This window comes from Malacoplasma iowae (assembly GCF_900660615.1).
Taxonomy (GTDB): domain Bacteria; phylum Bacillota_I; class Bacilli_A; order Mycoplasmatales; family Mycoplasmoidaceae; genus Malacoplasma; species Malacoplasma iowae.
In genome coordinates this window covers 943,357-966,674 of record NZ_LR215023.1, presented here as the reverse complement: position 1 = coordinate 966,674, position 23,318 = coordinate 943,357, and the positions used below count along the sequence as shown (strand labels likewise).

The following is a 23,318-nucleotide window of genomic DNA, read 5'->3' as shown; positions in this document are numbered from 1 at the left end:
TATGACACTGATTTTAATCAGTGTCATTTTTTATTATTATTGTCTTTTTAAGAAATATAATTAAAAAAATCACAACACAAAAGTGTCATGACTTTTTGTTTAATTATTTAATTTTTATTTCAACATCTTTATCAAATTTAAATGTGATATCATCTACAAGTTTTTTGATCTCACTATAGTTATTAACTTTAATTTTGAATGTAGACATTTTCATGCTATTACTTGCTTTAATAGTTTGGAAAGATGTTATCTCTAAACTCTTAGAAGTAATTAAGTGTATGATTTGATTTATTTTTAAGAATGAAGTTTTATAAGATATTGTTAAGGTACAATAGTACATTTTTGGGAATGCTTCTAACATAGTAGTGTTTCATTCCATAACATATTTTTTAGCGTTTTGTTCTATTTTTTCACAATTAAATTTATGGATGTATAAAATCCCTTTAGATAAATAACCAACTATTTGCATTCCTGGTACTTTTGAACAACAATCTGGGAATTTAATTTGTTTGTAATTGATAGCATCTATATTTTTTAAACCATAAGCTTCAAGACTTGTTTTTTCTTTTGCATCAGATAAAGTATTGTAAGCTCTTTTTCATTTTTTGTTTTTAGTAAATAAATTAAATAAGGTTTCTTCTGTGACGTTTTTATTAAGTTCTCTATAAAAATCAAAATACTCTGTTAAAGATGTAAAGTTTAAATAAGAAAGTCTTTTCTTAATTTCAGCAGCGGTTTCCATTGATTCTTTAAGATGTTTTCTTATTTCGCTTATAAGCTTAGATTCTTTGCTCTCTTCTGAAGATTCTAATACTTCTCTTACTTTCTTTTTAGCTTCTTCATTTGTAAGGTAATCTAATCATTCGGGGGTTACTTGTAATTCTTCAGAATAATCAATTGTTAAAATATCATTTTTGATTGGATTGTATGTTAAAGGCAATTTAACACTTTCTTTTGTTGCCCCTTGGACATAACCAATTTTTTCTGGATTATATTTATATGCTAAATCTAATACAGTAGAATTTTCAGTTACCACATATCATTTGTTATTATTTTTTAATAAAACATCAAATATTTTAATTCTTGAAATATTTTTTAATCTTTGAGATCTAATTTCATTTGGATCAATTACATCTTTTAAAAGTTCTTCATTAATTAAATGTTCCACACCATCAGATTCTTTATATATTCAGTGTGCAGCAACACCATAATTTGCAACATTGTCCATCATTAGATTTCTAATTTGAATCTCTGCAAACATTTTTTTGTAAACAATGGTTGTATGAATTGATTGATACAAATTCAGTTTTGGTGATGAAATGTAATCTTTAAATGTGTTTGGAACAAAAGTGAAATTAATATGAATTAAACCAAGTATTTTATAACAATCTATTACATTAAAATTACCAATTATTCTCATGGCAAAAATGTCATGAATATCTTTTATATCTATACCTTTTTCGTTTTTCTTGTATGTTGAATAAATACTTTTAACTCTTTCAGTAACATTACATTCAATTTTATTTTGGGCCAAGATATCTTTGATACTTTTTTTAATTTGTTCTAGATGTTCTAAATTTGATTCAACAAGTTCATCTAAGGTTTCTTTTGTTTGTTGGTATTTTTCTGGTTCTAAAACTGCAAATGATAAATCTGTTAATATTGATTTTTGATGATATAAACCAAGTCTTCCTGCTATGTTTGCATAAACATTAAATGTTTCTGTTGCTATTCTTTTTTGTTTTTCTTTTTTTAGATGGGATATTGTATACATGTTATGCATTCTATCAGCAATTTTTACCATAATAGGTCTTAGATCTTTTGTAACTGACATCATAACCTTAATTAGATATTCATTATTTGCGTTCTCAAGGTTTTCTCTTGTTCTATTTTCTTCTGAAAGTTTTGAAACTTTTGTAACAGCTAGAACCATTTCAAGAACCTTTGAACCAAATCTTGATTCTATTTCACTTTCTTCACAATCAGTATCTTCTAAAACATCATGTAGCAATCCAGTAATAATTGTGTCTTTATCCATTTTTCACTCAGTCAATGTAATTGCTACTTCTAATGGATGAACAATATAAGGTTCACCACTTTTACGAGTTTGAGTACCATGCTTTCTATAAGCAAAGTCATATGCTTTTTTAATCAACTTAATTTCTTTTTCTGAAAAATTATGTTTCTTAAGCTGCAATGTAAGAAAGCTCAATCTTCTTATTAAATTCTCTGTCATGTTTAACCTTTTATTCTATAAATAATTAATTTGCTCTTGTTTGCTATTACAACATATTATTATAATGTATAATAAGTTAGTAATATGCAATTTAAAAAGAACAAATCTAAAATATTTAAAATACTTACAATCGTATTTCTTTTCATTGCTTCAATTGTAGCAATGGTTTTTGGTAGTGTAAATATTGCCAACAACAATTCACAAAAAGGTTTGTTTGGAAATAGCTATTTCATGTCTTTTGAAGTTGATCTTAATAAGAAAACAAAAGCAGAAAAAGAAAATAATTTACAAAATGATGCTAAAGCTTTTTCAGAATGATTAATTAGTCAAAACATAAACAACACTAATGTTGAATATGAATTAACATCTGAAGGCAAAGGTTTTATTTATACAAACATTTTAAATGTTCCTTTAATTTCATATAGAGATGAAGAAGTTGAACAAAATCCTGAATGAGTATCTCTTGATACAATTAAAACTTCAAGAATAGATGTTTACCAAATTAATGGAACAAATGAGACTACTTCAAATGATTATAAAAATGGTAATTCTTCTTTTAATGGCGGAAGTAGATATTCTAAAATATTAGGACAAGAAAATTTAACTACTAGCAGTGCAAGATTAGACACTAGAAAAGAAAACAACTCTTTTGGTGTTCAAGTTAATTTAAATACACAAGTTAATATAGAAGGTTTTAATACACAAAAATTAACTGCACCTGAAGCTGGTAAGGAATTAAAATGAATTGTTTTTCAAGATAAAGATATTTTGATTCAAAAATTAAATTATGCAAAATATTTATATCTAAAGAAAACACAACCTAATCCAGATGAAAAAGCAATTTTTGATTGAGAAACTTTGCCTGAAGAATATAGAACTTGAGCAGAGGCTGCATCAAGTGCTACTGACCCCATAAGGGAAGACAACTTATTGTATTATTATGATCTTTCAAGTAATAATACATCTACAAATGACAATAATGCTAATTCAAATTTAAAAGCAATTGTTGATAAATTTATTATTGGAACAATAACTTATAGTAATTATAATAATTGATTTCCTGAAGCTAAAGTTATTAATGAATCAGGAAATTCTAGTGGTGGTGATTCATCTTCTGATACAACAAGAGCATCATCTGATGGTACCCCACAAGTTGCAAGAATTAGTTTCCAATTAGAAAATGCAAATGAGCAAAGTCAGGAATTCTTCTTAAAAAGAATTACTAAAATGACTTTTTCTAATCCACTTGTTCCTTTAAATACAAGTTGAACTGCATCTTCATCAACTCTTGGTGATTTTAAAAATTTAGGTAAATCATGAATTAACCAACCTTATTTATCAAATAACTTAACAGGAATGAAAGCTTATGAAGCTTCATTGCTAGCAATTGGTATTGTCTTGTTAATTATTGCTATAGTTGTTTCAGTGTTGTACAGGGTGCCTGGAATATTTGGGGCGATGAGTGTTGTTTCAGCGGCTGTTTTATCAGCAAGTCTATTTGTTGTTTTAAACATTAACTTTTCAATTCCAGCTATTTTAGGAATACTAATATCCATTCTTGCATCATTATTTTCAGTTTTTGTGATTATGGAGAGAATGCGAAAAAACGCTAAAGAAAAAGTATCGGTATTTGATTCTGTTGGACAAGTGATAAAGCGTTCATTATTTACTGTTCTTGATGTAAATATGGTTGTATTAGTTTTTGGTTTGTGTCTTGTTTTCTTTGGTCAAAGTGAACTAATTGATTTTGGTCTATCTTTAATTGTTGTGGCATTGGTCACATTAGTATCAAGTTACTTATTATTTATTTTCCCTTTATATGTGATTCATGGTTTCAACAACTTATGAAACTTTAAGTATTACTTAATACTTGGTAAAAAAAGATATGATAATTCAATTGATGTATACAACGATAGCAAATACACTAAATTTTTAGAAAAGAACAAAAGAATAATCGGTATACCATTATTGGTTATTGGGTGTTTAATTATTATTGTTGGATTTGTTTTGGCATTTACAATAGGAGTGCAAAATTCTGCAGCATATAATAACGGTACAATTATTTATGTAACAGTTACAGAAGACAAAGTTAATTCAATATTAAATGCTCTTGGAAACAATTGAAAATTTGAATGATATAACAATGGTGTTCTATCAGCTTCAGCGATTGGAAACTATAGTTATGATAGTATAAAAACTATTATTTCTGGAATTGTTAATGGTACAAATGGAACAAACTTAGATCTTTCGGTTACAACAACAACACCAACTTTAAATTTTGCTATTGCTAAATCTGCAATGGATTCTGCTTTAATTGCAATGGCATTATTATCTGTATACTACTTATTTAGATTAAGTGTATTTACAATTATTCCTTTATTTATAACTAATGTCTTAGGACTTTTATTACCCTTAACTCTTGTTTATATATTATGAATTCCAATAGATTCATTCTATGTTTATTCAATGTTATTTGTTTCGATTTTTAGTACAATCACAAATACTGTATTCATATCTGTTACAAAAACAAGATTTAATAAGAAAGTAATTTTTGGTCATGATGAAATAATGAAATTTATTATAGGCAACATGAATAACTTAAAAAATATTTATTTATTACAAAGTTTATCAGTTGTTCTGATATGTGCTTTCATGGCTGCTTTAGGATCAGCATCTACACAATTAATGTTTGCTTATATAGTTATTGGTTCAATAATTTCTTTATGATTTGGTCATTACCTTGTTGGTTCAATATATTTTGTTGTCATTATGATAAGACAAAAATATGTGAGAAATTTTGCACAAAATATTGATAGAAAAATTAATCAAGAAGGTTATGATAAAGTTGATGAACAATTAATTGAAAATATTAATAAATTTAATTAGGATTTAAAATGACTATCAAAGATATAAAAGACTCGATTATTTCAATTAAAGATTATCCCAAAAAAGGAATTTTATTTAGAGATATAACTCCGATATTTTTAAACAGTGATAAAGTTAAATTTATCATTAATGAATTTGTTAAACTAGTTAAAGATATTGATTTTGATGTTATAGTTGCTCCAGAATCTAGAGGTTATCTATTCGGGCTTCCATTAGCATTAGAATTAAACAAACCATTTATAATGGTAAGAAAACCAAATAAATTACCTAGAAAAACATTATCAATTGACTATACCTTAGAATATGGTCAAAACACACTTCAAATGCACCAAGAAGATTTAAAACCAAATTCTAAAGTTTTAATAGTTGATGATCTCTTAGCTACTGGCGGTACTTCTTTTGCGATACAAAAACTTGTTCATTTAGCTAATTGTAAAACTGTTGGACATCTTTATTTAATTGAGTTATTAGGTTTGTGTGATAAATCAAAAATCGAAGGAAATTTACAATCTTTAATTCAATATAATTAAAATAAATAAACATGGCATTAAAAATGGGAAACCATTTTTAATGTTTTTTTATTTAATTAACATGTTTATTTAATAATGTTATTTTTAATATCAATAAAAGATTTTGTTTTTTAGTTATTCAGTCAAATTCAAATTTATAATATTTATATTGTTGTTTAAGGAATGTTAATGTCTGAAAATAAGGTAAATAAATTTTATAAAGAAAATAGTGCATTAATTGTTGTGGATATGCAAAATGATTTTTATGTTGGCGGTAGCTTAGAGGTTAATGGAATTCAAAATATTTTAAAACCTTTGAAAATACTAATAGAAAAAGCAATTTTAGAAAATGTAAAAATTATTTTTACTAAAGATAATCATCCTAGTAATCACATATCTTTTAGTAAATGACCAAAACATTGTATCAAGTCAACTTTTGGATCTTTGATAATTGATGATTTAAATCAATATAAAAAAGATTTGATTGTACATAAAGGTGAAGAAAAAGATATTGAAAATTATTCTTGTTTTTTTAATGGTAATGATTTTTCAGAATTAAAATATTTTTTGGAAAACAATAAAATTAATAATTTATATTTTTGTGGTGTTGCTGGTGAATATTGTGTTAAATTTTCAGCATTAGATGCTAAAAAATTTAACTTTAATGTCTTTTTAATAAAAAATGCAATATGCTGCATTGATAAAACATTTGATTTAAATTTAATTGATAAAGAAATAAAAGTTATATAGGAATTTATTATGAAACATAATGAACATTACTCAGTTCAAAAAGATAATGCAATTAGTAACTTAAATATTAAACCTGATGGAATTTATGTTGATTGTACTTTTGGCCGTGGAGGTCATTCTTTGGAAATATTAAAACTTTTAAATAAAAAAGGAAAACTAATCTCAATTGATAGAGATAAAGATGCATATGATTATTATTTAAATTCTTTTCCAAAATATGAAAATCACATTTTTGTTTGTGACAAGTTTTCAAATTTAGATCAAATTTTAAAAGACAACAATATTGATAAAGTTAATGGTTTTTTATATGATTTTGGAGTTTCAAGTCCACAACTTGACAACAAAGATAGAGGTTTTAGTTATAAACTTGATGCAAGACTTGATATGAGAATGAACCAAGAAGATAAACTTGATGCTCTTTATGTTGTAAACAATTATAGTAAATCTGATCTTATAAACATATTTAGAAAGTATGGAGAGATTAATAATCCTGTTTATGTTGTTAATGCTATTTTAGAAAATAGACAAAAAAAACCAATTTATTCAACTCTTGAGCTTAGTGAAATAATTAAAAATAGTGTTCATAAAAAAGAACTTTATCAAAAAAAACATTATGCTAGAAAATATTTCCAAGCGATAAGAATGGAAGTAAATGATGAGTTAAATGAAATAAAAAAATCTATAACAATTGCTTTAAATCATTTAGAACATAAAGGAAGAATAGTAACTATATCTTTTCATTCACTAGAAGAAAAAACTATAAAAAATTGTTATCTTGAAAAAAATACAAATTTTATTCCAAAAGAAATACCTATAAATAATCTTAAAAATGAATTTAAAATTATAAATGTTAAACAAAAGAGGGCAACAAAAGAAGAAACTGAAATTAATCATCGTTCTAGAAGTTCGTTGATAAAAGTAATCGAAAGGAACTAAAATGAAAAATACTTATACTGTAATTTCTTTTGGAAATTATGAAACAAAGATACTTGTTTGTAATTACATTAATAACAAATTATTTCCAGTTTATAAAACATCTTTTTTAACTAATAATTGCATAGATAACTCAGTTGTAACAGATACTGAATTATTGGCTGAAATAATTAACAACTACATTAAAGAAATGCCAATCCCTATTGAGGAAACAAGATTAATTTTTAATATTCCAGTTAAATCAATTGTTATTAAGAATCATAATACAGATGAAATGTTAATTAATGGAAATTTAAATAGTGCTTTGTGAGATAAGATAACAAAAAATATAGGTCCTTTCATTCAATTTGAAAATAAAAAAGAATTCAATAGAAAATTTTATCGTTGAGAAGCTGATGGTATAGAATATTCAGAACCACCAATAGATAAAAAAATCAAAAGACTTGTTGCAAGTATGAAATCATATTTTGTAGATGTTAACTTACTTAAAAGTTATTATGAAGTTTTTTATAAACTAAATTTAAAAAACACATATGGTGTTACTTGTGATAGTTTTGTAATTCATGAAATGTTTTTACATGAATCAAGAAAAAATAAATTGTTATTAAATATTGGACACATAGAATCATCAATTGAGTTTTTTAGAAATTCTATTTTATTTCAACAAATTAAAATTCCTTTTGGAATCAAAGACTTAACTTCTAAAATATGTGATGCAGCAAACATACCAGAAGATGTTGCAATTAATTTATTAAAAATTTATAGAGATGTTTCAAAAGTAGATGTCAATTTACCTTTGATAAACCACTTTAAACAAAGATTTTCTGATTATACTCAAACTTTAATTTATGACATTAATAAATTTATTAAAACATGGCTTGATGATCTTGTTAAGCATTTAAACAAGTCAATAGATTTTCTTACATCATATGGTTTTGTTGCCGATGAAATGTATATTTATTCTTCAACAGATATATTTGATTCATGAATAAACAAAATTAAAACTAAATTAAGTCAATATATGGATATAATTCGTTTGGAATCAAAAATGATAGGAGTTCAAGAACCTAAATTTATTTCTTTAATTGCATCTATTCTTCATGTAATAGATAAAAAGCAATAATATTTTCATTGGTAAAACAAATATTATCTTAATTAATTTAAAATGCAAAAAAATCACTATAATAACTTTTTAAAAATTTTATTTTTTAAACTCAATCCAATAAGCAAATGAATTAAAATAATTTAATTTATTTAGTTAAGTTTGGATTGGGTTTTTATTAATTAACAATTATTTATTTAAAATCAGTAATTTTAATTTAATTATTTAATGTTTAATTATTGGCATATTTCATAAGATTAAAACAATAAATTTCATTTAAAAGATTTAATAATAATATCAATATTTTTCATTTATAAAAATTCAAATTTAACAAAAGTATTAGTCCTAAAATTTAAATTAAATTTTTAATTATAATACAAATAATTTGGTTATAATTATTAAGTTATTTTATGGATAATATTTTTTAATTCGGATTTGAATGAAAATATTAGCTGCTTTTTAAGGAGTTATAAATGAATAACAATAGAAGTAACATTGATAAAATCTTAAACTCAATTGACGATGAACCAAAAAACTTAAAGAAACCTACAATTGTTGTTAAACCAGCAGTTCAACAACCAAATAGAATAGTTGAACAAAAAACCAATGAACAACCAATTATAAAAAAACAAGAATCTACAGCAATTGAAACTTTAAACTATGAAGATATTCAAAAAAGAGCTGATGAACATTTTGGCTCAACAAGTACTAGTTTAGTTCAAGGTGATAGTAGTATAAAAGTTAAAAAGAGTGTTAATAGTGTTTTAGAAGAAATTAATAGAAGAACTTATGTTCAAACTATGTCTAAAGACAAAAAGCAATTCTCTAAAACTTTTAACATTAAAGTTATTGGTATTGGTGGAGCTGGTAATAACATTGTAAAATACATGAAAACTTCACAAGAATGACCAGACTTTGTGCAAATCATAGCTTTAAACACTGACTATGTAGCTTTAAGTGCTATGGGTGATTTAACTGATATTTTCATTCTTGGTGCAAAAGAACTTGATGGTAATGGTTCAGGTGGTGATCCTCAAGTTGGGGAAATGGCAGCTACAGCAGATTCTGAAATAATTAAAGATATGCTAAAAGGTACAGATATTTTAATTCTTACTGCAGGATTGGGTAAAGGTACTGGTACTGGTGCTACTCCAGTCATTGCTAAAATTGCCCAAGAATTAGGTATCTTAACAATTGGTTTATTTAATTTACCTTCAATTGGTGCTGAAGGAAATAAAACTTATTCTAATGCTTTGACAGGTTTGCAAAAACTTTCTAGTTTATGTAACGGTTTAACTACAGTTAATAATGATAAGATTATAGGTGTTGATAAAGAAAGAACAAGTATTAAAAAAGCTTTCCAAGGTGCTAATAAATATATCAAAACTATATTTGAAGAGATTATCAATATTATAGTAAAACCAAGTGATATTAATGTTGATTTTGCTGATGTTAAAAACTTTTTCCAAGATAAAAATGGATTCTTATTTATGAGAGTAGATCTTACAGATTATACTAAAGATGCAATAAAAGAGGGTCTAGAGTATGCAATAAAAACTGGATTTACTGATATCAATATTAAAGAATCTCCAAAAGCATTACTAAATTTTAAACTAAATGAAAATGTACCAAGTGTTATTTTAGAAAATACAAGAACTGCTTTAAAAGAAATTGTTGGTGCTAACAATATTAATATTGTTCATGGTGTTTCTTACAATGATGTTTTTGAAAACGCTGAAATTAATGTATTATTAACAGGTACATTTGATTTAGGATCAATTGATGAAGATTATGATAATTCATTAGAAAGAATTCCTTCTTCATTAAGCACTTCAACATTATCAGATGAATTTGAAAGTGAAGAAAATGAAGAAACAAAAGATGATTTCAGTAGTTTGTATGGAAAACAAAACAACGAAAGACCTTCTATTGATTATTTTGATAAATTTGCTTCAAATAATAATTTATTTTCAGAAGATGAAGATGAAGAAGACATTGACAATTTCAAATATGGTACAACTTCATTAACAACACAAGTAAATAGAGTATCAAGCACTACTAAAATTGATGATTTACCTAGAAAAACTCCTCCACAACAAAAAAAGAAAAAGGGATTTTTTTCAAAGTTATTTTCAAAAAAAGACAAAAACAATGAAGCCTATTAATTTAAATTAAATTTGAAATATCTATATTTTTATAGATATTTTTTATTTTATAATTATTACTATATGAAAATGAGAAAATCAAAAGTTATTTCAATTGGTATAATATCAATTTCGATTTTATTGCTTGTTGGTGGTTTATTTGTTTATTTTTATTTGAAAAATAAAGATAGCAATGAACTTGCAACACCAAACCCAAATGCTAATTCTTATAAGATTAATGACGATAAATCTTTTATTGGTGATATTTGAAATCTCATTGATGATAATGTAATTACAAACAAAAGTAGTGATAGTGTTTCAAATTATAGTTATATAAGATCAAAGGTTAGCGACCATTCCCCAATTGGAATGAAATTAAATATAGATAATCAAGTTTATAATGTTGGTCATTGAAACACTTTAAATTTTACTTTTAGTAAAGATAGACAAGAAAAAGTTGATAATATATCAAAAACAATATTATTTTATAAATTTGATTTAATTGGTTTAACTGAAATAAATGCTAACACTGTTACAGAAACTAATAAAGAAAATGCAACTTATTTTATAAATTATATTAATGGCTTGATACCAAAAGATGAAAGAAATAACAGAGAATATGATATTATTGTTTCTAACAATACAACATCACAATTTGCAGCAGCAGGTCAAAGTGAACAAGTTGCAATACTATATAACAAAAACAAATTTAAACCAATTGAATATACTAATTTAGCAATTAAAAATGATGCCATTGTTGGGAGTGGTTACTTTTATAGCAATCCTTTAACAGATTTTAGTAAAGATACATCAAGAAAATATGATTATGTTAGAAGTCCGTTTGGAACAATGTTTAATTTGGTTAATTCTACAATTGAATATCCAATAACATTTTTATTCTCTCATTTTGATTCTCCTGGTGCATCTAGTTCATCACAAAATAAAAAAACTGAAATTATGGTTGATGGTATTGGGAGTCAAGAATATTATGAGCATATAACATCAAAAATGTTTTAAGTGAGTTTGAAGAAAAATTTAATAATAAAAATATTATTTTTATGGGTGATACTAACATAAAAACAAATAAACAAAAAACTGCTTTTAATGAAAAAGAATTAAATCTTAGTAATTATAATTTTCTATTTAAGGACTCATTAGAATATGCAACATCTCTTGCTACAGTTAAAACTGTTGAAAAATACCCAAATGATAAATTGAAGTGATATTCTAACCCTTATGACAAGATAATATATTCATTAAAGAATTAACTTAATAAAAAAATTTTTACAATTTAAAATTTTATAAAATTTATCAAGCTTTTCGGTTGAAATTATTTTATTCTTATGTATATTTATCACAAAGAGCAAAAGGAGATATAAAATATGAGTTCAAGAATTAAAAAAATATTTTTAGGAGGATTACTAGCTACTGCTAGTATTGGTGCAATTGTTGGTGTTTCAGTTGGATTAAATTCAAATACAACAACATCAGTTGGAACTTCTAACAATAATGGTAGTCATACAATTACACAAACAATTGTTTCAAAAGATGGTTATTCTTTATCAATTCAAGCAAGAACAACTGCAACAAATCCAGATGAAGTTAAATATGTAGCTATAATTGATCAAAATAACAAAAAAGAAGGTGTAATCTACTTTGTTACAAAAGATGGTGAACAAAGTCAAGAATTAGAATTCCAACCTGGTGATGAATTAACAATTAAAGCTATTATGAATGATGGTTATGAAAACTACACAGTTAGAGATTTAAAAGTATATGGTTCTAATGAAAACCACTTTGTACCATCAAAAAATGTAGATGGACAAACAAATACATTTAAAGTTAAAATGCCAAAATATAATGATACTTTAGATTTAAGTGGAGAAAGTTGATTATATGCTGAAGGAACAGCAATAAAAGTAATTCCTACATTTATTAAAAGTTCAATAGGTACAGATGTTAATTGAGAACATGGTGCATATTATGATGATTTAAATGGTTATGTATATAATGTTAAACAAGATTCAAATTGATCAACATTATGAAGTAATTTATATTCAACAATACCAAATGAAGATATAACAAATCCTATTAACATTTACATTTACCTTCAAGGACACAAAATTACTTTAGATGAAGAAAATGTTCAATTGGATGTTCCAAGTGGATGATCATTAAACTTTATGAATAATAAATATGATTCAATTCAAGATGGTAAATATGGTGAATTATATGTTCCAACAGGTAAAAAATCTAAATTTACATTTAAAGGAACAATTACACTAGGAAGTTCAGTTAAATATAATTCAATCAATTCAGGTGATGGTGTTACATTCATAGATTTTGATAACACAAGCTGATATGGAACAATTAAAAATGATCCAAACGCATAATTAAAATTGTTTCTATTAAATTAAAAACATAACACCCTTTTATAGGGTGTTTTTTGCTCGATTGACATGTGAAGTGCAACACTCAAAAAAGAGTGTGCACTTCATTTGTTTTGTTTGTAAGTGTTCACTAATAAAAAGATAATGAATATTAGGAGTGCTTATGAAAACTTATAAACATTTAACAAAAGAAGAAAGATGCTTAATTTATTTTCTTTGAAATAAAGAAAAATATTCTATGAATAAGATTGCAAAAATCTTAAATAAAAACAAATCAACAATATCAAGAGAATTAAAAAGAAACACATCTTCAACAGGGATTTATTATTCATCAACTGCTCACAAAAAATACATTAGAAGAAAATCAAATTGTCATATGTTTTTTATGTTGAAGTACAAAAACTTCACAGATCTTTTTATTCAAAAATTTAATCCTAAATCTCATGGTGTAGAAGCTACAATTTTTTGAATAAAAGAAAACTATCCGTTAGTTAAAGTTCCAAGTGCTAGGCAAGTATTTAGATGAATCAATAGCAAGATTTGAAAGATACAAAGAAGAGATTGTTTAAGAAGAAAATATGTTAAAGGAAAAAGAAGAAAAATAGGTATATTTTCTAAAATTGATGGAAAATACTGCATTCCTTATAGTCTAAGACCAGAAAAGATAAACAATAGAAAAGAATTTGGACATTGAGAAGCTGATCTAATAGTTAGTAAAAGGCAAAGTGGTTATTACCACTTATTGACATTAGTGGAAAGAAAAACAAGGTTGGCAATTATTAGAAAAATAAAAGGGAAGAACGCTAGATCAATGATGGCTAAAATGTATACCATTATTCGAGATGAAAAACTCCCAATAAAAAGCATTACTGTTGATAATGGGTTAGAGTTTCAAATGATGGGAATAACTGCAAAACAATTCAACTTTAAAGTTTATTATTGCCAACCTTATTCTTCATTCCAAAGAGGGTCCAACGAGAACATAAATGGGATAGTTAGAAGATGATATAAAAAAGGAACTGACTTCAGTTTAGTAAGTGAAGATAAAATAAAAACTCTTGAATGAAAAGTAAACAACATCCCAAGAAAAATGTTTGGTTATAAAACAGCTTACCAAATGTATCAAGAAAATATTTAAAACAAAAAAACTCTCAACTTATATTTCAAAGTCGAGAGTTTAATGTAACATTGAAGTGTTGCACTTCACATGTCAGTTAGGGAAACATAACACCCTTTTATAGGGTGTTTTTTTATGTTTTATTTATAAACAAAAACACAAAAACCAATATTATTAATGTTAAAGATTATAAAAAACTGTAAATTTATTAATATAACAATATTATATGTGCTATAAAAAGATAAGACTTTTTCAAAGGTCTAAATATATCAATATTTTTTTATAATCCTTTTCAAATTGAAAATATTAAAGAAAATAAAATATTAAAATATTTTAATAAAATTTAATATATTATAGTATAATAATATTTTATAATTTACAAAAGGTGCAATTTCTTATATAATTAAATAGATGTTTTAAAGGAAAAATATGAAGAAAGCAACTAAGGTTTACATTATTGATGGTATGCTAGCAGTATTGCTTATTATTTGATTATTAGTTACGTTAGCATACTTCCAATTAGTTCAAATTGATTTCTTGAATGGGTTAACATCTAGTGTTACATCTTTAACGGGAAATAAATTTATTGGAGCAATATTCATATATGCTGGTATTGGCTTATCTATTTTTTATACCTTTATAGTTGTTTTATTATATTATTGAAAAGTAAACAAGAACTTGTTGTTTTGAATGAATGTTTTATCATATTCCCTTCAACTATCTGCCATATTAATTGGTATCATGATGATTGCTATTAATTTTTAATAGCAATTTTTTTATTTAATTAATAATTCATAATATAATAAATGTTATCTTGTAAAAGAGGAGGCCTATTGAATGAAGAAAAAAGTAAAAATTTCCAACGTCGCTAATTTGCCGACCCAATATGGTAATTTTAAAATTGTTTGTTTTAAAGAAAAAATAAAGATGAATTATTTTAAAGAACATCTTGTAGCTTATACTGAAAAACTTGGTAAAGTACCATTATTAAGAATCCATTCTGAATGTTTAACAGGTGATGCTTTTGGAAGTTTAAAATGTGATTGTGGACCAGAACTTCACAAATCTTTAAAAGAAATAAATGATCACCCAGATGGTGGTATTCTTATTTATTTAAGACAAGAAGGAAGAGATATTGGATTATTTAATAAAGTTAATGCTTATAATTTACAAGACAAAGGAAGAGATACTGTAGAAGCCAATGTTGAACTGGGTTTAAAAGCAGACGCAAGAAATTATGATGTTGTTAAACACATTTTTGATTACTTTAATTTAAAAGAAGTTGAATTACTGACAAACAATCCAGAAAAAATTAATTTCGCTGAAAAGTATGTGAAAGTAGTTAGAAAGAAAATACTTACTGGTTTGAATGAATGTAATAAACATTATTTAGAAACTAAGAAAAATAAGATGGGTCATTTGATTTAAATTTTTTAAAGTACTGAGATAATCAGTACTTTTTTTATCAAATTAAAAAAATAATAATAAAATATATAATTGTTATTTAATTATGGAACTCATTATGAAACAAAGAAAATTTCTTAAATCTTTCTCTTTAACACTGTGTTTATGTGGAGGAATTATTTTAATTCCAACACTTACTTCTTGTAGTAACAAAGAAGTAAGACAACCATCAATCAAACAATCTATTAATTTAAATATTAGATTTTCAGATTTGCTTAAAAACCAAAATCAAGTTGTAAATGCTGATCAAACAGCAAGTCAAACTTTAAAAACTCCTAAAGAATTGTTTGAAGATGAATTTAAAAAGCATCCAGAAAAATTTATTGATAATTATGATGTATTAACTAAAGATCAACTTGATAATTTGAAAATAGAAACATCAGCTAAAAATACAAATGATAATTTTAATAATGGTACTAATAATTATGAACAATGAAGTAAGACACAATCTGTTCCTTCAAAAGAAAAAATAGCAGAAGAAAGCCAAATAAAAAAAGTTTATTATCCAAATGATGGAAGTTATTTTAATGTTAGTTCACCAAAAGAACTTCATGATAAACTTAGCAAACAAGTTCAATCTTTATTTGAAAAATTAGAAGGTAAAACAACTGACAATAAAACTGCTATTTATAAATTAAATGATAATTCAAAAATTGGATATACTTCTAAAGATGATTTATTGCATGTTAATGTAACAAAAACCGAATCAACAACTAGTAATAAAGAAACAACTAATACTACATCAGAAACACAATATGATTTTTGCATACCTGCAAGTAGTGTTTTTTATTATGTAAAATCAGACACATTAAAAATTTCTGCAACTAAAGATAATAATAAATTATTAGATTTATCTAGAGGTGTTACATATTTAAATTTTGATATTGGTGTTCAAGGACAAGCAATGTCTGAAAATTTTACTAAAGAAAATTTAACAATTAATCAACAAACAATATCGACAGAAACTACTAATGAAATTAATATTACTAGTGTTCTTAATGCTTTAGGATGAATTAAAAAAGAAAGTGGTAACACATCAAAAGAAAATGAAATTATTCTTGATCAAGAAAAAATTGCTAGAGATTTAAATGTATTTAATGTAAAGTTTTCTAATCCAAAATTATTTAAAGTTAATGGTAATTCTGATTCTAATAAATCATATCGTGTAGGTTTAATGGCTTCTCCTACTATTAATCATAGTTGAGCAATTGATGGTTCTACTGGTCAAAAATTAATTACAACTGGAATAATTAAAATAACCAATGGAAGCAGTTCATCTGAAAAAACCGATAAGGTTATTTTTGACTTGAGTTCTCAATCGGAAACATTAGCTCCAAAAATAATTGATGAATTATCTAAAATTAGTAGTTCTAAAAATACAATGACAGCACAAACTGCTAAAACATCAATTGAAACAACTTTAAAAAGTATAGTTGGTGATTCAAATGTTTCTGTTGAAATTGTTCTTAATGATTTTAAAGATGGAAAAACAATGCAAACTGCAAATGTGAAAATAACTTTAACAAATGTTGATATTATTAGTAAAAGTAACATTTTAATTGCAAATGGTAATGTTGTTTCTTTAAAAAATTTTGTTGAAACAAAATTAGCATCTTCTTCAAGTGAAACAGAAAATTCATTATAGTTTAATTTATTTTTGCTTTAATTTGATTTGTATGTAAAAAAAATTAAAAAAAGATATTGGGAAAAACCAGTATCTTTTTTCTTTCTATTCATATAATAAATTAAATTGTAAATTAAAATATGCTTCATTTTCATATTTACCAAATTCATAAGTATAACCTGGTAATGGAACAAGTTTTAATCTAACTTCTGCTTTACTCATTCTCCATGGATCACTAATTACTTTAACAAATTCAATATCCATATTTCATTTTTTAAGGTCATCTTTCATAAGATTATAAACTTTTCCTCTTAATATTGATATTGTATATATACTTCTAAAATAACTTTGAAAATCCTCTTCTGTAGTAACGTAAGTCATTCACATTTTTATATTGCTATAATAGTATTTACTTACATTTTCTCAAGTTGCAGCTTTTAGAAGTATATTTATATTTTTCATTTTTATTTGTTTAGCTTCTTTTGAATTGTTTTCTCAAAAGAAATTTTCTTTTGGTTGAACTGTAAACACTAGATCATATTTACTATCAAAATCTTTTGTACCAGGCATTTTACCTGATGATGTTTTGATATCTATATTTTTGATTTCTGTGTTATGCAATTTTAAGTCATCAATAATTTTTGAATAATTAATAGTCTTTTTGTTATTAACATCTTGGACATAACCCATTTGTCTCAATACTTCCATTTTAAAGTTTTTGTCTTTAAAGTCATAATCTACCAAGAAAAGTTTATTGCTATTGATATCATTAAACTTTAATAGTGAACGCAAAGTTAAATCTAATTTTGAAGACTGAGTTTTATCATCTTTTGTTAAATTAATTTCAAAGTCTTTTAGGTTTAGTTCAATATTAGCTAAAGGAATAGCTAAGTAAGTACTTTCAGTTTTGTTTGTAAGTTTTTTATTAAATAAAATATAAATATAATCATTATCTACAAAATAATTATTGTTATCTTTTATTTCGTATTGAATACTTTTTTCTTTGTTGTTAAATAATGTGTTTAGTAAACTTTTATCAGTTAATTTTACAAACAATTCATCAAGATTAGATATATTAAAAATAATTTCATTATTATAATATGTTACTTTGTTGGTTTTTAAATCTAACTCTTTTAGTTTTTTGTCTTTTATTAGATCAACATCACTTACTAGTTTAATAGATGTTGTTTTGATTTCTTCTTGTGTACTAAGTAATTGTTTATGTTTGTTAATTATTGTTTCTAAGGTATTTTTCTGATTATCTTTATTTTTTAAGATTGATTCAGTAAATTCAAGAATATTTAGATTTTTATTAATATTAATGTTTAATTTTGCATCATCTTTATTAGATTCATTACTTTGATTTTCATCATTGTTACTACTACTGTTATTGTTATCATTTGAAGTGTTGTTATCACCAACACTATCATTTGGTGAACTACTATTGTTTTTGTCTTCATCTGTTTTTTCATTTTCATTTGTTGGGATGTCTTTATTTGGGTTGTCTTTAGTTACACTAATAGGTTTTTTAGTTGATAAAACAATTGCAGTTGGAATTGTAGCAATTAAACCGATAGCACCAATGCTAATTAAAATCTTCTTTAACTTGTTTTTCTTTTTCTTATCCATATATATCTCCTTTTTGAAAAATGAATCAAATTCATATTTAAAATAAATTGGTGCAAATATTCTAAAAATTAATTTTTATTCATATTTCTTTTTTTTAATTATGTTGTTAGAAATAAGTAAATGCAAGAATTTAAAAAACTAAAACAAAATAAAAAAAATTCAAAGATTACAATAGTAAAATAATTTTTGTAATTGAATTTTTGAAATTAAAAATTACATTAATTTTGAAAGCTTAAATAATAAAAAAATCTTTATAAATTAACTGATAACAGAAATGTTTGATTTGTGTTTTAATATATCTATAATTTAGTTTTAATCAATTAATATAATAAAGTTTTATTATCGTCTTCAAATAATGGTGTTTATTAAAAAAATAATTTTAAAGTAAAAATCTCTTAACCTATATTTTTAAAGTTAAGAGATTTCCCTAACTGACATGTGAAGTGCAACACTTCAATGTTACATTAAACTCTCGACTTTGAAATATAAGTTGAGAGTTTTTTTGTTTTAAATATTTTCTTGATACATTTGGTAAGCTGTTTTATAACCAAACATTTTTCTTGGGATGTTGTTTACTTTTCATTCAAGAGTTTTTATTTTATCTTCACTTACTAAACTGAAGTCAGTTCCTTTTTTATATCATCTTCTAACTATCCCATTTATGTTCTCGTTGGACCCTCTTTGGAATGAAGAATAAGGTTGGCAATAATAAACTTTAAAGTTGAATTGTTTTGCAGTTATTCCCATCATTTGAAACTCTAACCCATTATCAACAGTGATGCTTTTTATTGGGAGTTTTTCATCTCGAATAATGGTATACATTTTAGCCATCATTGATCTAGCGTTCTTCCCTTTTATTTTTCTAATAATTGCCAACCTTGTTTTTCTTTCCACTAATGTCAATAAGTGGTAATAACCACTTTGCCTTTTACTAACTATTAGATCAGCTTCTCAATGTCCAAATTCTTTTCTATTGTTTATCTTTTCTGGTCTTAGACTATAAGGAATGCAGTATTTTCCATCAATTTTAGAAAATATACCTATTTTTCTTCTTTTTCCTTTAACATATTTTCTTCTTAAACAATCTCTTCTTTGTATCTTTCAAATCTTGCTATTGATTCATCTAAATACTTGCCTAGCACTTGGAACTTTAACTAACGGATAGTTTTCTTTTATTCAAAAAATTGTAGCTTCTACACCATGAGATTTAGGATTAAATTTTTGAATAAAAAGATCTGTGAAGTTTTTGTACTTCAACATAAAAAACATATGACAATTTGATTTTCTTCTAATGTATTTTTTGTGAGCAGTTGATGAATAATAAATCCCTGTTGAAGATGTGTTTCTTTTTAATTCTCTTGATATTGTTGATTTGTTTTTATTTAAGATTTTTGCAATCTTATTCATAGAATATTTTTCTTTATTTCAAAGAAAATAAATTAAGCATCTTTCTTCTTTTGTTAAATGTTTATAAGTTTTCATAAGCACTCCTAATATTCATTATCTTTTTATTAGTGAACACTTACAAACAAAACAAATGAAGTGCACACTCTTTTTTGAGTGTTGCACTTCACATGTCAATCGAGCAAATCTCTTAACCTATATTTTTAAAGTTAAGAGATTTTTAAATATTAAATTTAAATTGGTTCATGTATTGATTATCAAAAATCAATGTAATTTATTTATATAATTTTTAAATTATAAATTTAATGCTGAACCTATTTCATTGATTATGTCATCTATGTTTTTATCTTTTGTGTAAAGTGGAATGCCAATAGTTTTTATAAGGTTAACACCAGTATATGGTAATGTTCTTCCAAAGAACTCTCTCACTGTTGAACCACCAGTTGATCCAGGTGATGCTGAAACAATTAAAGCATTTTTATTTGGAAGTCATTTCATACCAAGTGGACTAACAGATGCCCAGTCCATAATGTTTTTAAAATCTGGAGGTAAATAACCATTGTATTCTGGCGTAATAAAAACTATATTATCATTTTCTAATAAAGTTTTCATAAAAGAATTAATAGCATCTGGGAAAGATTTTTCAATGTATTCTTGTCTAAACATTATTACATCCAAATCTTTTGTTTCATAAATTGAAACTTGTGGAAATTTTTCTTTTATTTTCTTTGCAACATCTAAATTTATCGAAGTTGGCGAATTACTTGCTACAACTAAAATTGTTTTCATGTTTACTCCTATTATTCAAAAAATTTAATATTATAAACATATCATAATTTTCTGTATATAGGTTTTATTTAATGTAATTAATGTGCATCCAAAATTATTAATGTTACAGATAACACTATTCCTAAAGCAAAAAAAGCTAATATTTTATATCAAGTTTTTGTTTCTGTTTTTTTAAAATGAATAAATTCAGGTGCTAATTCAATTACTGAAACAAAAGATAAAATAGAACCTCCGCTAATTGAAACTAATGGCAAAAATCACCCTATTGCTTGTAAATATTTATTTATAAAAGCACCAACAAACATAATTGGCACAATCATAACAAGAGTTAAGATTGTGTATAAAACTGCTTTTTTCTTTTTCTCACCATATTGAATTTGTCTATAGTAAACAATTATTACTTCTAAAATAATATGTATGTTAAAAATAACAAGCAATCCAATATTTAATTTTGTTGACTCATTTGTTATGTGGGCAACACTTGAACCCAATATAAATCCATCTATTGTTCTGTGTGTTAATAACAATATTATTACTAATAAAGCTTGTTTTTTAGTGTTGCTTTGTTGATGAATTACATCAATTTCATTTTCGTTAAATATATGATCATTGTGTTGATGAAATGAATGGTTTATGTGTAATTCACCAAATCTTTTAACAAATAAATATCTAAGACCTATTACAAATAGTAAACCTAAAAAACTTGCTCCTGCCACAGAAAAAATTGCAATTAATATTTTGTATGCTGAATTTAATGAGGTTATTGTTTGATTTGTTTCAATAAACTCTCTAAAACCCTCTATTCCTTCACCAATTAAACCAACAGTACCAACCATTAATAAAATTGCTGAAGAGAAAGCATATAAATAAAAGGTTCCAACTTTAGATAATTTAGGTTTGAATTTAGAAATTATTAAAGTAAATATAATGGGTAATGCCAATAATAATCCAGAGTAAATCAAAAGATTTATAAATATAGCTAAATTGATATTATCCATTTTTTGACCAAAAATTAACATACTCCTCCTTGTTTAATAAATTAAGTAAGATTATATCTTATTTATAATTTTTATAAATAAAATATATGCATATGACACAATCTTTTTTCTTATTAACATAAATTAATTAAAGTTGTATATACAATTAAAATAAAGTTTTATAATTAAATTAATAAGAGAAGGAGATCTTATTTATGGATTTAAGACACAGAAATTCTAAAAGTAAAAATAACATCAACAAGAAAAAAAGAATTGGAACAAAAAAAGAATTTCATAATAAACCTAATCAACAAAAAGAATTATTGGTAGAAAAAGAGGTTTATTAAAAAGTAACCTAATTTTATTATTAAAGAAATTAAAAGTAATCTATTATATCGGATTGCTTTTATTTTTTTTAAATGTAGAATTTAAAAAAGAGTAATTATGGTTATATATAAATTAAACACAAAGTCTAAAAGAATCACTTTTGTTAGAGTGATAATGTATATTGTTATTTGTTTTTTATTTTTTAACATAGTGTTTTCAACTGTTTCTGTTTTATATTTCAATAAACCAACAACAACTTCAGACACTAATAGTCCAATTGATATAGTAGCAGGAGCAAATGTTGTTTTTGCTAAAATACTTGGAAATAATAAATATGAATTTAACAGTTTTGGGATAGCATCTATTATTACATATAGTGTTGGAATGATCCTTGGGATAATTGGAATTTCGTTTTATCTATCATCAAAATATAGTTTTGGTAAATCAAAATATTTGTTATTAAACTCAATAATATTAATAATGTTGTTTGCTACTGTTACTTTCTTATTTGGTATTTTATTGACACCAATTATAAATGGAAGAGTTTGGTATGAAGCTAATATTGTTCCAAGAAATATATATTTCACATTATTAGATATAAAATATGATGCATCAAATAGTTTGATTAATAAAAATGGTTTAACATTTGGTTGATATAAAGTTGATAATATCACTATTGGAAAAGATTTAAGTCCTGGAAGTTTGTATTATACTTTCATGGGATATGGTGTAACAATAATTTGTCTATCTTTATTTGTTTGAATTAGTTTAGTATTAAAACTTCTTAACCCAGCATACAATTCAAAAAATGAATCTGCAATTAGTTATAAAGAAAAAGATCTAAATGAAGTGATAAAAAAATAATTGATATATTAGTTAATTTGTTGAATTTAAAATTTATTTCTTATGTTAAATTGTATTTTAAAAAACACTAGATATAGTATTTTGCTTTAATTATTTGTATAATAACCACATAGAAAGGGAAAAATGTAAACATGACTAATAAATGATTACACACATCTTGTATAACAGTTAAG

The 23,318-nt window shown here is 24.5% G+C and carries 20 protein-coding genes; 15 read left to right on the top strand and 5 right to left on the bottom strand.

What is annotated here, in order from left to right; genetic code table 4:
- Positions 1 to 103 precede the first annotated feature (103 nt).
- Positions 104 to 2,236, bottom strand: coding sequence for a RelA/SpoT family protein (locus EXC57_RS03790; protein WP_129692662.1), 2,133 nt, complete (start codon positions 2,234 to 2,236; stop codon positions 104 to 106).
- An 84-nt stretch (positions 2,237 to 2,320) separates the two neighbouring features.
- Between EXC57_RS03790 and EXC57_RS03785 the strand changes: the two genes are divergently transcribed.
- The 13 genes from EXC57_RS03785 to EXC57_RS03725 all read left to right on the top strand — a co-directional run bounded on the left by EXC57_RS03785 (position 2,321) and on the right by EXC57_RS03725 (position 17,176).
- Complete coding sequence (locus tag EXC57_RS03785) at positions 2,321 to 5,122, top strand: hypothetical protein (RefSeq protein WP_129692661.1); 2,802 nt, start codon at positions 2,321 to 2,323, stop codon at positions 5,120 to 5,122.
- A gap of 8 nt (positions 5,123 to 5,130) precedes the next feature.
- Positions 5,131 to 5,652, top strand: a complete 522-nt coding sequence (locus EXC57_RS03780; RefSeq protein WP_004025205.1) for an adenine phosphoribosyltransferase — start codon at positions 5,131 to 5,133, stop codon at positions 5,650 to 5,652.
- A 168-nt stretch (positions 5,653 to 5,820) separates the two neighbouring features.
- Positions 5,821 to 6,381 (top strand): isochorismatase family protein, encoded by a 561-nt coding sequence (locus EXC57_RS03775; RefSeq protein WP_004025204.1) that lies wholly within the window; start codon positions 5,821 to 5,823, stop codon positions 6,379 to 6,381.
- A gap of 9 nt (positions 6,382 to 6,390) precedes the next feature.
- Positions 6,391 to 7,317 carry a 16S rRNA (cytosine(1402)-N(4))-methyltransferase RsmH gene (rsmH, locus tag EXC57_RS03770; RefSeq protein WP_004025203.1) on the top strand — a complete coding sequence of 309 codons (927 nt, stop codon included), beginning with the start codon at positions 6,391 to 6,393 and terminating at the stop codon, positions 7,315 to 7,317.
- A 1-nt stretch (position 7,318) separates the two neighbouring features.
- A complete protein-coding gene (locus EXC57_RS03765; protein WP_004025202.1) occupies positions 7,319 to 8,437 on the top strand; it encodes a hypothetical protein in 1,119 nt (372 codons plus the stop codon).
- Between the two features lie 452 nt (positions 8,438 to 8,889).
- A complete protein-coding gene (locus tag EXC57_RS03760; RefSeq protein ID WP_004025201.1) occupies positions 8,890 to 10,581 on the top strand; it encodes a cell division protein FtsZ in 1,692 nt (563 codons plus the stop codon).
- A gap of 63 nt (positions 10,582 to 10,644) precedes the next feature.
- Complete coding sequence (locus EXC57_RS03755; RefSeq protein WP_129692660.1) at positions 10,645 to 11,577, top strand: exonuclease/endonuclease/phosphatase family protein; 933 nt, start codon at positions 10,645 to 10,647, stop codon at positions 11,575 to 11,577.
- Positions 11,578 to 11,618: 41 nt separating this feature from the next.
- A complete protein-coding gene (locus EXC57_RS03750) occupies positions 11,619 to 11,828 on the top strand; it encodes a hypothetical protein (protein ID WP_004025451.1) in 210 nt (69 codons plus the stop codon).
- A gap of 114 nt (positions 11,829 to 11,942) precedes the next feature.
- Positions 11,943 to 12,953, top strand: coding sequence for a hypothetical protein (locus EXC57_RS03745; RefSeq protein ID WP_004025452.1), 1,011 nt, complete (start codon positions 11,943 to 11,945; stop codon positions 12,951 to 12,953).
- A gap of 160 nt (positions 12,954 to 13,113) precedes the next feature.
- On the top strand, positions 13,114 to 14,088 hold the full coding sequence (locus EXC57_RS03740; protein ID WP_129692495.1) for an IS30 family transposase: 975 nt from the start codon (positions 13,114 to 13,116) through the stop codon (positions 14,086 to 14,088).
- Positions 14,089 to 14,496: 408 nt separating this feature from the next.
- On the top strand, positions 14,497 to 14,832 hold the full coding sequence (locus EXC57_RS03735) for a hypothetical protein (RefSeq protein WP_129692659.1): 336 nt from the start codon (positions 14,497 to 14,499) through the stop codon (positions 14,830 to 14,832).
- A 72-nt stretch (positions 14,833 to 14,904) separates the two neighbouring features.
- Positions 14,905 to 15,495, top strand: a complete 591-nt coding sequence (gene ribA / locus EXC57_RS03730) for a GTP cyclohydrolase II (protein WP_004025454.1) — start codon at positions 14,905 to 14,907, stop codon at positions 15,493 to 15,495.
- A 94-nt stretch (positions 15,496 to 15,589) separates the two neighbouring features.
- Entirely contained in the window at positions 15,590 to 17,176 is a 1,587-nt protein-coding gene (locus tag EXC57_RS03725) for a P35 family lipoprotein (protein WP_004025455.1), read from the top strand.
- A gap of 84 nt (positions 17,177 to 17,260) precedes the next feature.
- On the opposite strand, the gene EXC57_RS03720 is transcribed toward EXC57_RS03725, so the two are convergent.
- The 4 genes from EXC57_RS03720 to EXC57_RS03705 all read right to left on the bottom strand — a co-directional run bounded on the left by EXC57_RS03720 (position 17,261) and on the right by EXC57_RS03705 (position 21,996).
- Complete coding sequence (locus tag EXC57_RS03720; RefSeq protein ID WP_004025456.1) at positions 17,261 to 18,784, bottom strand: P35 family lipoprotein; 1,524 nt, start codon at positions 18,782 to 18,784, stop codon at positions 17,261 to 17,263.
- A gap of 507 nt (positions 18,785 to 19,291) precedes the next feature.
- Positions 19,292 to 20,266, bottom strand: coding sequence for an IS30 family transposase (locus tag EXC57_RS03715; RefSeq protein WP_129692495.1), 975 nt, complete (start codon positions 20,264 to 20,266; stop codon positions 19,292 to 19,294).
- Positions 20,267 to 20,482: 216 nt separating this feature from the next.
- Positions 20,483 to 20,977, bottom strand: a complete 495-nt coding sequence (locus tag EXC57_RS03710; protein ID WP_129692657.1) for an NADPH-dependent FMN reductase — start codon at positions 20,975 to 20,977, stop codon at positions 20,483 to 20,485.
- A gap of 77 nt (positions 20,978 to 21,054) precedes the next feature.
- Complete coding sequence (locus EXC57_RS03705) at positions 21,055 to 21,996, bottom strand: ZIP family metal transporter (protein ID WP_004024786.1); 942 nt, start codon at positions 21,994 to 21,996, stop codon at positions 21,055 to 21,057.
- A 173-nt stretch (positions 21,997 to 22,169) separates the two neighbouring features.
- Between EXC57_RS03705 and EXC57_RS05315 the strand changes: the two genes are divergently transcribed.
- Entirely contained in the window at positions 22,170 to 22,301 is a 132-nt protein-coding gene (locus EXC57_RS05315; protein ID WP_004024785.1) for a hypothetical protein, read from the top strand.
- A 97-nt stretch (positions 22,302 to 22,398) separates the two neighbouring features.
- Positions 22,399 to 23,145, top strand: a complete 747-nt coding sequence (locus EXC57_RS03700) for a hypothetical protein (RefSeq protein ID WP_004024784.1) — start codon at positions 22,399 to 22,401, stop codon at positions 23,143 to 23,145.
- Positions 23,146 to 23,318 lie beyond the last annotated feature (173 nt).